The organism is Pseudoxanthomonas suwonensis 11-1 (genome assembly GCF_000185965.1).
Taxonomy (GTDB): Bacteria; Pseudomonadota; Gammaproteobacteria; order Xanthomonadales; family Xanthomonadaceae; genus Pseudoxanthomonas; species Pseudoxanthomonas suwonensis_A.
The window spans coordinates 1,738,792-1,750,566 of sequence record NC_014924.1 but is presented as its reverse complement, the minus strand read 5'-3'; the positions used below and the strand labels follow the sequence as shown (position 1 = coordinate 1,750,566).

Here is an 11,775-nt window from a genome sequence, read left to right as displayed (position 1 = left end):
CCCGGGCAGCATCCCCGGATGCTGCCTTCGGCCTTATCCGGGCTACGGTTCTTGTAGCCCGGGTAAGCGAAGCGCACCCGGGGCCTGGTTATGAGTCGCAGAAGTGTGGCCGCGAAGGCCATCCCCGGATACGGCCTGCGGCCTTGTCCGGGCTACGCTCAGCGCGTGCTGTAGGTGGCGTTGCCCAGCCCGGTACCGATGGTCAGCACGCCCCAGCGGCGAACGTCGGTCATCCGGTCCAGCTCGCTGAGGCCCTGGACCACGGCGTCGTTATGCATCACCACCGTCGGCGCGCGGCCATCGATCGGCTCCAGGTAGCTGGCCAGCGCGTCGGGCAGGTGGAAAGGACGCTCCCAGTTGCCGGGCAGGTTCTGCGCGCCGGCGGAGATCGAGCCGTCCGGTTCGATGGTGCCGGGGCAGGCGATGCCCACGAACGGCGCCAGCTTCAGGCCCATCGTGCGCGCCAGCGCAGCCAGGCCGTTGAGCATTGCCGCCGTGCGCCGCACCGCGCCCTCGCGGTCGGGATGGTCGGTCTTGTGGCGCCAGACCATGCTTTCCAGCACCCGGCCGCGGCCGCCGGTCGGATCGCGGCGCAGGCGATGCTCGACGATGCCGCAGCGCAGCTTGGTGCCGCCGATGTCCACGGCCAGGAACGCGTCGTAGCGCTGCAGTTCCTGCGGCAGCAGCGGCGACCAGCCGAGCAGGCCGCCTTCGTCCGGATCATGGCGCAGTGGCAGCAGGCTGACGCCGGTATCGGCCAGCTCCAGCAGGCGGATGGCGCGGCGCATGGCCAGCCCGCCGGTCTGGTGCTCGGGGAAGCCGCCACCAAGCACGATGCGCTCCACGCCTTTCCACCCGGGCTGGGCCATGAACACCTGGACCACGTAGCAGAGCTGGCGCGCGTATTCCTCCACGGCCAGGTGCATGGCGTGCGAGGCATCGAGGCCGCCGCGGACCAGGACCAGGTCGATCTGCTCCTTCTTCAGTTCGCGCGAGGGCTTGCGGCCGAAGGGATCCCTGGCGGTGAGATGGTGTTCGCGTGCGGCATCGACCAGGCCACGGAACGCGGTCTGGCTGGCACGGTCACCGATGAAGCCCTCGGCCTCCGGATCCGGCACCGACAGGCTGTAGCCGTCGATATCCAGGTCGGGCAGGTGCACCGCGGCGTGGCGGCCACGGTCGTCGGGTCGGGCAGGGCGGCGGGTGCGGGCCATGTGCGGGTCCATGCGTGGGCTTGGCCCATGCTGGATGCAGCGCGGTGAGGCCGTGGTCGAGGCCGTGGTCGAGGCCGTGGTCGAGGCGGTGGTCGAGGCGGTGGTCGAGGCGGTGGTCGAGGTGGTGGTCGAGGTGGTGCCGCGCGCAGCTTTCACGTCGCCGCGCCCAACATTCCAGCTCCCCTCTACAGGAACGACACCATGGCCCACGAGCTCCAGCGCCACGAAGCCACCGCCCGCCCGTCCAGCGATATCCATACCGCCGCGCTGCGCGTGCGCGTGGGCCGCGCCTCGCTGCGTGCCAGGGCCAGTGTCTCCACCCGCGGCCTGCTCGCCATCACCGGCCTGGTGGTCGGCACCCTGCTGTCCAGCGCCGTGATCGTGGCGGTGGCCACGCGCAAGCTGCCGCAGGGCGCGATGCCGGCGGGGATGAAGCGCAGCCGCTGGTAAGTCAGGGCGCCGGAGCGGACAGGGTGAGGTCGCCCTTGCGCTCGCCGGGCACCAGCTTCCAGCCGGGCTTGAGCGACAGCGTCCAGCCTTCGCCGCGCAGGCCGTCGCCTCCGGGTGGCAGGGCGACCACCGCGCGCTTGCGGTCGGCGTGGACCAGGGCCGCGCCGCCGTCGACCTGCAGCTCGCCCCAGCGGTCGGTCAGGCGCAGGACCGGGTAGACCGTGCCGATGCCGTCCAGTGCCGCCAGGGTTTGCGGATTGAACTGGAAGCCGGTGGCCTGCAGCGGCAGGACCAGGGCCGGCCCTTCGACGAGGTCGCGTCGCCACGCGGATAGCCGCGCCTGGCGTTGTCGTTCCCGCGCATCCTCGGCGGCCTGCAGCTGGCCGTCCGGGTCGTAACGGCGCTCGCGCGCGGCCAGCCCGGGCGCGGCGTCGAGGTCGATGTCCAGGGCGGTGGCGAGCATGCGGCCAAGGTCGGCCTCTGCACCGAGCTGGCCACGCCAGCCAGGGTTGGCGCGGTCCAGCAGCAGGCCGTAGGCCGGGCCGCTGGCATAGGCGAACGAGCGCACGAAGCTGGGGGCGTCGAGGAAGCGGGCGAGCGCGTACACGCCATAGGCGCGCCGCTGCTCATCGTGGGCCAGTCCGATGCGCACGCCGGTGTACTCGGCCAGGCCCTCGTTGATCTCCAGCTGCGCCTCCTCGCGCGCCGCTGCGGGGAACAGGCGCCGGCGAGCCTCGCGGAAGGCCAGCGCATCGGCGGCGTGGCTGCGCAAGGCGGTGGTGTCGTCGGCCATCAGCGCCCGCGCCAGGGCGCGCCACTCCAGTTGCAGCAGGTAGCGGCCGTGCTGGGTGTCGAGGTGGCGGTTGCCGGCCTCGCTGCGGTCCAGGCCAAGCCCGGCCTGGATGCGGTGGAACAGCTCATGGACCAGCATCGCCCGCAGCAGGGCCGGTTCCTGCGGCAGCGGCCAGACCAGCTGGGTCCAGCGGGTGCCCGACCATTCGGTCGCGGTGTTGGCGAGCATCGCCTCGCGCGGCAGGGTGCCGGTGTACACCGCTCCGGCGGCGACCAGCACCCCGCCCGCGTCGGCTTCGCTGGCAACGATGCCGCGATCGGCCGGGTCCACGATCATCATCGGCCCGCACAGCGAGCGCCCCCAGAGCGCGCCGCCATCGGCCTCGCACAGGCGGCGGGCCTCGCCGAACACCCAGGCGGCGCTCTCCGGATCGGGCGCGGCGCGGGCCATCGGCGCGTGCGTGGCAAGGAGCAGTACTGGCAACAGCAACAGGCGCGGGCTGGGCATCGGTCGGCTTCCTGCAGGAGGGCGGACAACGCGGCGCGACCATAGCATCCGTGGGCGGCGCTGCATGCCGCAGGTGAATAGCACCATGGATCCGCGGCGCAGGGCAGGGCGCAGGCGTTAGGATGCGCATTCCCTTGGACGTCCGGTTTCCCCGCATGCGGGCCAGTCCGTACCACGCCCCCGCGGCGGCATGAACCTTCCAGCGACGCCCCCACCGTCGGCCGAACCGCGCATCGACCGTCTCCAGCCCTGGCTGGCGGCGCTGGCCAGCCTTGTCCTGCATGTGCTGATGGTGGTGCTGCTGATGCTGGCCAAGCCGCCGCCGGTGGTCAGCAACCAGGAAGGTTCCTCCAGCGGTGGACGGATCCGGGTGGATTTTGTTGGCCGTCCGCAGCCGGGGCCGCCGCTGCCGGACGTGCCGGCGCCCGCGCCTTCGCCTTCCGACAGCGCACCGGCACGCGAGCTGCAGGCGCACGAGCTGCGCGATCCGCGCCGCCTGCTGCTGCCGGCCCAGCCCGAACCACAGCCGGAACCGCCACGCGAGAAGAAGCCGCCGCGTCCGCCGGTCGAATCCGAGCCGTCGCCGCAGGCGTCCTCGCGTCCGGCGCGGCAGGCAAGCGCGCCCTCGCAGTCGCCGCATCCCTGGAACGGTCGCCCGCCGGGCCTGCTCGAGGAGGAAGTGGCACCGTTCGACGACGGGCGCAGCGGCGGCATGGCCAACAACAACGGCTCGCGCGACCAGGTCGGCCAGAGCGAGCCGGTCATGGATGTCGGCGGCTACCAGGTGGTCTACGAACTGCTCGGCGAGCAGAAGCTGCGCGACTGGATCGAACAGGGCATGACCGAGGTGGCGATCCCGCTACCGGGGACGCGGCATTACATGGTGTGTCCGGCCGAGGTGGCGCTGCGGCGTGGTGCCAGCAAGTGCCGGATGCTGGATCCGGCTTCGGCGGAGATGATCGGTATCGGCGATGCGCGCGAGGTGATCACGGTGCGCTACGTGTACCACCTCGGCGAACTGGTGTGGCGCGGGCCAGGGCCATACCGCTGACCCGCGCCGGCCAGGGGCTCAGGACTTCTTGCGGTCCAGGTAGCCGTGCATCTTCAGCCACGCGGCCCAGGCTTCGAACCAGCCGGTGCTGGTGGTTTCCTTCTTGTACATGCCGAAGCCGTGGCCACCCTGCTCGTAGTAGTGGAACTCCACCGGACGGCCGGCCTTCTGCCAGCTCTCGACCAGGCCGAAGCCCTGGTTGTTGAACAGGCCGTCGTCGGCGGCCAGGGCCACGAACATCGGCGGCGCGTCGGCCGGGATGTTGTCCGAGGTGGTGATCGGGCCATAGATGTTGCCGATGAAGGCCGGCTTGGCGTCCTCGCCGTGCAGGGCGGTGGTCAGGGTCAGCATCGCGCCGGCGGAGAAGCCGATCATGCCGATGCGGTCCGGATCCACGTTCCACTCCTTGGCGCGGCTGCGCACCAGGGCGAAGGCGGCGCGGGCGTCGGCCAGCTGCGGGGCCAGCATCTTCGCCGCATCGGTGGCACCCGGGTCACGCGGCGGACGCGGACCGGAGAGCATGGTGCGGATCGACTCGCCGAAGCCATCGAGGTCGGCCGGGGTCTGGTTGAGGCGGTACTTGAGCACGAACGCGGCCACGCCCTTCTCGTTGAGCGCGCGGGCCACGTCCCAGCCCTCGTTCTCCATCGACAGCGAGCGGAAGCCGCCACCCGGGGCGACGATCACCGCCGCGCCGGTGGCCTTGGCCGGATCGGGCAGGAACGGGGTCAGGGTGGCCTCGGTGACGTTGCGCGCGAACACGCTGCCGTACTGGCTGTGCCAGGCCTCGGCGTTCTTCGCGTCCGGCAGCGGACCGGTGGGCAGCTTGATCGCATTGGGCTGGGCCGGCACGTCGATCGGCGTCATGCGGTCGTCGAGCGCGTGGACCGGGGCGATGCCGGCGCCGATCACGAGCAGGGCCAGGAGCAGCGAGCCGCCGCTGATGCGCAGCAGCTGCCTGGCGTGCGAAGTACGGGAATGCAGGGGCATTACGGGTCTCCCTTTGATCGTCCGTGTTGTTGTCGCGTCCCGCGTGGCAGCGGCCGTGGAGGCCGCAGTTGGCACTGGCGAAGCAGGGCAGTGCCTGGTGCGGGGCGCGGCCGAGCATACGTCAGCGATACGCGGCGTATGTCCGGTATCGAAAAATAGCCAGCAGCCATATCCGTTTTGAAATCGCCGTTCGCCACGGCTGCGGATAACCTCTGCCCACGTTTCCGCGCGTCGCGGAAGGGATTTCCGGAGGAATCGAATGACCCGACCCCTGCGTGCCAGCCCGCTGCTGCTGGCGCTGGCGTTGTGCACTGCAACCCAGGCTTCGATGCCTTCGACCGCGATGGCGGGAGGGCAGGCGCCGGCCGCCAGCCAGGACGCGGATCCGGCCGCCGATGCGGAAGCGCTGGCCAGCGCCCTGGTGGCCAAGCTGACAACGGAGGAGAAGCTCGACCAGCTGCTCAACACCGCGCCGGCGATCCCGCGCCTGGGCGTGCCCCACTACAACTGGTGGACCGAATCGCTGCACGGCGCGATGGGCACGCTGCCGACCACCAACTTCGCCGAGCCCATCGGCCTGGCCGCGACCTTCGACGACGGGCTGGTCAAGCGCGTCGGCCAGGTGATCGCCACCGAGGTGCGCGGCCTGCATGCGCTGGCGCGGCAGACCGGACGCACCGGGCGCATGGGCACCGGACTCAACACCTGGTCGCCGAACATCAACATCTTCCGCGACCCGCGCTGGGGGCGTGGCCAGGAGACCTACGGCGAGGATCCGTTCCTGGCCGCACGCATGGGCGTGGCCTACGTGAAGGGCGTGCAGGGCGAGGACCCGCGCTGGTACGACATCATCGCCACGCCCAAGCACTACGCGGTGCACAGCGGTCCCGAGTCGACCCGCCACTCGGCCAATGTCTACGTCTCCCGCCACGACCTGGAGGACACCTACCTGCCGGCGTTCCGCGCCGCGATCGTGGAAGGCGGCGCCGGTTCGGTGATGTGCGCCTACAACCGCGTCGACGGCCAGCCGGCCTGCGCCAACGACCTGCTGCTCAAGGACTACCTGCGCGGCGCCTGGGACTTCAAGGGCTACGTGGTCTCCGACTGCGACGCGGTCACCGACATCAACCGCCACCACCACTACGCGCCCGATGCGGCCTCGGCGGTCGCCGCGGCAATGCGCTCGGGCGTGGACAACGAGTGCAACGGCGCCACCCTGGTCGACATGGCCGGCCTGGCGCGCCCCTACCAGGAAGCGCTGGAGCGCGGCCTGATCAGCATGGCCGACGTGGACCGCGCCCTGGTGCGGCTGTTCGCCGCGCGCTACCGCAATGGCGACCTGCCGGGCCTGCGTCCGCTTTCGACCGAGACCGCTTCGCCGGCCGACGTGGGCAAGCCCGAGCACGCGGCGCTGGCGCTGGAAGTGGCCGAGAAGAGCCTGGTGCTGCTGAAGAACAGCGGCGTGCTGCCGCTGCGGCCGCAGGCGAAGCTCGCGGTGGTCGGTCCCTTGGCCGATGCCACGCGCGTGCTGCGAGGCAACTACTCCTCGCCGCAATCGGGACCGCCGGTGTCGGTGCTGGAGGGCCTGCGCCAGGCCATGCCGCAGGCCACGATCACCCACGTGCCCTTCAGCGAGACCTATACCGACGGCGATCCGATCCCGACCTCGGCGCTGCAGACCCCGGACGGCCAGCCAGGCCTCGTCGCGCGCTACTACAACACGCGGGAGAAGCCGGCGGCGCGCTATGCCGAAGGCGAAATGCACGAGTGGTTCAAGCGCACCGGCTTCTCGGACGAGCCGGTGGTCACCCGGGTGGAGCCGGACGTCAACACCCGCAGCCTGGACCTGCCGCAGGTCTATGACATCCACAAGGTCGAGTGGACCGGCTACCTGGTGCCGCCGGAAACCGGCACCTATCGCCTCGGCCTGGGCGGCTTCAATGGCGAGATGGAGTTCGACGGCAAGCCGCTGCTGGACCTGTCCAAGGCATCCTGGAACAGCCTGCCGACGCTCAAGACCGTGCACCTGGAAGCCGGCAAGCGCTATCCGATCAAGGTCTCGACCGAGGCGCGCGTGCTGGCCGGCATCGGCCTGCTGTGGAAGCGCGTGGTCGACGATCCGATCGGACAGATGCGTGCCGCCGCGGCGCAGAGCGACGTGGTGGTGGCGGTGGTCGGCCTGACCTCGGACCTGGAGGCGGAGGAGGCGCCGGTCGAGGTGCCGGGCTTCAAGGGCGGCGACAAGACCAGCCTGGACCTGCTGGCCGACCAGCAGGCGCTGCTGGAAGCCGCGCGCGCCACAGGCAAGCCGCTGGTCGTGGTGGTGATGAATGGCAGCCCGGTGAACCTCGCCTGGGCCAGGCAGCACGCCGCCGCGATCATCGAGGCCTGGTACCCCGGCCAGTCCGGTGGCCTGGCGATCGGCAATGTGCTGGCCGGCCATGCCAATCCGGCCGGACGCCTGCCGCTGACCTTCTATCGCTCGGTCGACGACCTGCCGCCGTTCGACGACTACGACATGCGCGGCCGCACCTACCGCTATTTCGAGGGCAAGCCGGTGTATCCGTTCGGCCATGGCCTCAGCTACACCAGCTTCGGCTACGGGCCGCTGAAGCTGGAGCCGGCCGCCGGCGGTGCGCATGAAGGCCTCAAGGTGACCACCGAGCTGCGCAACACCGGCAAGCGCGCCGGCGACGAGGTCGCCCAGCTGTACCTGGACTTCCCGGACGTGGATGGCCTGCCGAGGATCGCCCTGCGCGGGTTCCAGCGCGTGCACCTGGCCCCGGGCGAGCGCCGCGTGCTGGAGTTCCAGCTCGATCCGCGCGACCTCAGCGCGGTGACGCCGGAAGGCCAGCGCCAGGTATTCGCCGGGAACTACCGCGTGTTCGTGGGCGGCGGACAGCCGGGCACCGGCGCAGCCGGCCGCGATGCCGCGTTCAGGATCGACCAGGTACGGCCGGTCGAGCGCTGAGGGCAGCTGGGGACACGGGGACGCCGTCGCCTGGCGGCGTCCCGTATCCGCGGTGGAGCAGTCAGGAGCGCCGTTGGGCGATCCAGCGGTCCAGCCGTGCGGCGAAGGCCTGGCGTTCGCGCGCGCCATAGGCCGATGGTCCACCGGTCTGCACACCGGCACCACGCAGTTCTTCCATGAAGTTCCGCACCGAAAGCCGCTCGGCGATGTTGTCGGGAGTGAAGGGTTCGCCGCGCGGATTGACCGCCTGCGCGCCCTTGGCCAGCACGCGCGAGGCCAGCGGGATGTCCTGGGTCACCACCAGGTCGCCTGCGGCGGCACGCTCGACGATGGCGTCATCGGCCACGTCGTAGCCGCCCTGCACCTGGATGGCGCGGATGAAGGGCGAGGGCGGGGTACGCAGCCACTGGTTGGCCACCAGGGTGACCTGGACCTTCGCGCGCGTGGCGGCGCGGAACAGCATTTCCCGGACCGGAACCGGGCAGGCATCGGCATCCACCCAGATGCAGCCGGGGCGGGAACCGGTCTCGCTCATCCCTGGGCGGGTTCGCTGCCGGGCTTGGCTTCCTTGGCGGCGCGCTTCTTCGCGTCCTTCTCGTCCTGCTTCTTCTTCTTGGCCAGTTCGCGCTGGCGTTTTTCAAAGGAATAGTTGGGCTTTGCCATCAATCTGCTCTCGTATGTCGAGGGTGCAGTGTACGCGCCTGCGGCCGAAGCCCAGCGGAACGGGGCGGAAAGGCCCGCCCGGCAAGCCTCAGAACGGCAGCACCACCGGTGGCGCACTGCCCGCCGGGAGGGCGCGGTCGCGGCCGCCGGCCTTGGCCCGGTACAGCGCGGCATCGGCCGCACGCAGCAGTGCATCCGGGCTGCCGCCGGCGGACGGGCGAACGCTTGCGGCGCCGATGCTGACGGTGATCGTGTCGCCCACGCTGGAGGCGCGGTGCGGGATGGTGCAGGCGCGGATGTCGGCGACCATCTCGCGTGCCCGCTGCAGCGCCGAGGCGGCGTCGCAGTCGGCCAGCAGCACCGCGAATTCCTCGCCGCCGTAGCGCGCCACCAGGCCTTCATCGTCGCGGACCATGCCGGCCAGGCGGGTGGCGACCGACACCAGGGCCGCATCGCCGCCGAGATGGCCGTAGCTGTCGTTGTAGGCCTTGAAGTCGTCGACGTCGACGACCAGCACCGCCAGCGGGGCGTCGCGCCCGGCGTGGTCGTCCCAGGCCTTGCGCAGGCGGCGGTTGAACTCGCCGCGGTTGGCAATGCCGGTGAGGGCGTCGCTGGCGGCGATCTTCTGCAAGCGCTCGTTGGCCTCGCGCAGGGCTTCGGTACGCATCGCCACTTCGCGGGTCAGCTCGCGCTCGCGGATGCGCGCGGCACGCAGGCGCAGGCGCACGCCCAGCACCACCAGTCCGGCCAGGCCCAGCACCACCAGGCTGCGCAGCCACCAGGTCTGGTGCCATCGCGGCAGCAGGGTGAAGCGCACGCTGGCGCCGGTCTCGTTCCAGACGCCGTCGTTGTTGCTGGCCATCACCCGGAACACGTAATCGCCGGGGGGCAGGTTGGTGTAATGGGCCCGGCGCGTCGCGCTGGCGCTAGTCCAGGTGCGGTCGAAGCCTTCGAGGCGGTAGCGGTAGCGCACGGCCTGCGGCGCCACGTAGCTCATCGCCGCGAAATGCAGCTCCAGGCGCTCCACGCCCGGACCCAGCCGGCCCGGCCGCGCCGGATCGACCTCGATCCCGTCCACCAGGATCCGCTCAACCGCCACCGGCGGCGGCTGCGGATTGCCCTGCATGCGTCCTGGGTCCACCACCACCACGCCCTTGGCCGTGCCGAACCACAGCCGGCCGTCTGCAGTCCGCCCGGCCGGGGTCTGGGATGCGCCATTGCCCTGGGAATTGAGCATGCCGTCGGCGGTGCCGTACCACTGCAGCGTCGCGGTTTCGATCTCGCCGCGGTCCAGCCTGTCCAGGTCGGCCTGGGCGATGCGGCCGATGCCGCGGTTGGAGCTGAACCAGAAACCGCCTTCGCCATCGTCCAGCAGGGCGAACACGGCGTCGGCGTGGAAGCCGGCGCGCTCGGCGTAACGGGTGACCTTGCCATCGCGCATGCGCACGATGCCGTTGCCGGTGCCCAGCCACAGGCTGCCGTCGGCGCCGGGATGGAAGGCGAGCACGCTGGTGCCGGCCAGGCCGTCGGTATCGCAGCGGTCCAGCACGTTGCCGCGCAGGCAGCGCAGGCCGCTGCGCTGGCCGATCCACAGCGTGCCGTTCGGATCCTCGTAGAGCGCGCGCACGTCGTCGCCGCGGGTAGGCTCGGCCACGTGGACCTGGTCGCCGTCGATCCGGGCCACGCCCTGCAGGGTGCCGACCCACATGCCACCCTTGCTGGCCGGGGAGAAGGCGAACACGATCGTGCCCGGCATGCCCTCGCCGATGCCGAAGTGGCGGGCCTTGTCGTCGCGACCGAAGCGGATCACGCCCTCGGTGCCGCCGACCCACAGCCGTCCGGCCGCGTCGGTGGTGATGGCGCGGATCAGCTGGCTGCGCATCTGCCGGTTGTATTCGACCGCCGGCTCCAGCTGCGGCTCTCGGTAGCGGGCCAGGCCGCCACCGTCGGTGCCCACCCACAGGGTGCCGTCCGGCGCGGGGTGCACCGCGCGGACCGCGTTGGAGGCCAGCGGGCCGGTGATCGTCACCAGCTTGGACTGGCTCAGGCGGTGCAGGCCGCTGGAGGTGGTGCCGATCCAGAGGTTGCCCTCGCGGTCCTCCAGCATCGAGCGCACGGTCTCGCCAAACATGCCCTCGAGCGAGTTGTCGCAGGCGAAGGAGGTATCGCTGAGCCGGCACAGGCCCACGTCCAGCGGCGCGAACCAGATCGTGCCCTGGTGGTCGCCATACACCGAATAGATCCGGCGATCGTCCAGCGCGGCCACCCGCGGATCGCGGCGGAAGCGGCCGTCGCGGAAGTAGGCCGGACCGTTCTGGGTGCCGACCCAGGCGGTGCCATCGGCACCCATCGCCAGGCTGTAGACCGCGTTGCTGGGCACGCCGTCGGCGTGGTCGTACAGGCGCGCCTGGCCATCGTGCCAGCGCACGACGCCCACGCCATCGACCGCGATCCAGACCCCGCCGGCCGGGTCGGCCACGATGGCGCGGTAGAAGCCGCGCGGCGGGAAGCCCTCGGCCTGGCCCAGCAGCTGGGTACGGTCCCCGGCCATGCGCACCACGCCGAGGTTGGTGGTCAGCCACAGTGCGCCGGCGGTGTCGCGGACGATGCCGAACACGCTGTCGGCGCCGTCAGGCAGGGGCACCTCGCGCAGCTCGTGGCCGCGGCGCTGGTAGAGGCCGCCGTTGAGGGTGCCGATCCACAACGCGTCGCCTTCGGCGAAGACGGTGGTGAATGCCGAGCTCTTGAGGACCGGGGCGTTGCGCGGCTCGAAGGTATCGAAACCCTCGCCGCTGTGGCGCACCAGGCCGGCGTAGGTGGATGCCCAGATGGTGCCGTCGGCGTGCTGGGTGATGCCGAGCACCGTGCCCTGCGGCAGCTGGTTCTCGTACCAGACGTGGGTGAACTGGCCGATCGGGCGCGCCGGATCCAGCGCGTCTGCCGATTGCCACGGGCAAAGGCAGGCCACGGCGCACAGGAAAAGCACCCAGGCATCCTTGCCCTTACGCCACATGCGTCACTCCTGACATCGGCCCCCCACCGGTCGGTAACGCATGTTACCAGTCCGTCGGCAGGCGCGGCGCTGCTCCCTTGGTCGTGTGGGCCGGCCGGGAAGCTGCCTGGGCGCCCGGCAATC

The 11,775-nt window shown here is 71.1% G+C and carries 9 protein-coding genes; 3 read left to right on the top strand and 6 right to left on the bottom strand.

Translation table 11 applies throughout. The annotated features are described in order from the left end of the window. Positions 1–158: 158 nt before the first annotated feature. On the bottom strand, positions 159–1,370 hold the full coding sequence (locus PSESU_RS07985) for an ROK family protein (RefSeq protein ID WP_233275201.1): 1,212 nt from the start codon (positions 1,368–1,370) through the stop codon (positions 159–161). A gap of 45 nt (positions 1,371–1,415) precedes the next feature. Here PSESU_RS07985 and PSESU_RS07980 point away from each other — a divergent pair, with 45 nt between their 5' ends. Next, complete coding sequence (locus PSESU_RS07980) at positions 1,416–1,664, top strand: hypothetical protein (protein WP_013535256.1); 249 nt, start codon at positions 1,416–1,418, stop codon at positions 1,662–1,664. Position 1,665: 1 nt separating this feature from the next. Here PSESU_RS07980 and PSESU_RS07975 read toward each other — a convergent pair whose 3' ends face one another. Next, positions 1,666–2,964 (bottom strand): hypothetical protein, encoded by a 1,299-nt coding sequence (locus PSESU_RS07975; RefSeq protein ID WP_013535255.1) that lies wholly within the window; start codon positions 2,962–2,964, stop codon positions 1,666–1,668. 190 nt (positions 2,965–3,154) lie between these two features. Here PSESU_RS07975 and PSESU_RS07970 point away from each other — a divergent pair, with 190 nt between their 5' ends. After that, positions 3,155–4,015: a hypothetical protein gene (locus tag PSESU_RS07970; protein ID WP_013535254.1), complete on the top strand. Its 861-nt coding sequence runs from the start codon at positions 3,155–3,157 to the stop codon at positions 4,013–4,015. Between the two features lie 18 nt (positions 4,016–4,033). Here the strand turns inward: PSESU_RS07970 and PSESU_RS07965 are convergent, their stop codons facing one another. Beyond that, positions 4,034–5,005 (bottom strand): alpha/beta hydrolase, encoded by a 972-nt coding sequence (locus tag PSESU_RS07965; protein WP_013535253.1) that lies wholly within the window; start codon positions 5,003–5,005, stop codon positions 4,034–4,036. Positions 5,006–5,264: 259 nt separating this feature from the next. Between PSESU_RS07965 and PSESU_RS07960 the strand changes: the two genes are divergently transcribed. Further along, positions 5,265–7,976, top strand: a complete 2,712-nt coding sequence (locus tag PSESU_RS07960) for a glycoside hydrolase family 3 protein (protein WP_013535252.1) — start codon at positions 5,265–5,267, stop codon at positions 7,974–7,976. Positions 7,977–8,037: 61 nt separating this feature from the next. Here PSESU_RS07960 and PSESU_RS07955 read toward each other — a convergent pair whose 3' ends face one another. The 3 genes from PSESU_RS07955 to PSESU_RS07950 all read right to left on the bottom strand — a co-directional run bounded on the left by PSESU_RS07955 (position 8,038) and on the right by PSESU_RS07950 (position 11,652). Beyond that, entirely contained in the window at positions 8,038–8,511 is a 474-nt protein-coding gene (locus PSESU_RS07955) for a YaiI/YqxD family protein (protein ID WP_013535251.1), read from the bottom strand. Beyond that, positions 8,508–8,639 (bottom strand): hypothetical protein, encoded by a 132-nt coding sequence (locus PSESU_RS16545; RefSeq protein ID WP_013535250.1) that lies wholly within the window; start codon positions 8,637–8,639, stop codon positions 8,508–8,510. The genes PSESU_RS07955 and PSESU_RS16545 overlap by 4 nt, the downstream gene beginning before the upstream one ends. 88 nt (positions 8,640–8,727) lie before the next feature. After that, positions 8,728–11,652, bottom strand: coding sequence for a ligand-binding sensor domain-containing diguanylate cyclase (locus PSESU_RS07950; RefSeq protein WP_013535249.1), 2,925 nt, complete (start codon positions 11,650–11,652; stop codon positions 8,728–8,730). Positions 11,653–11,775 lie beyond the last annotated feature (123 nt).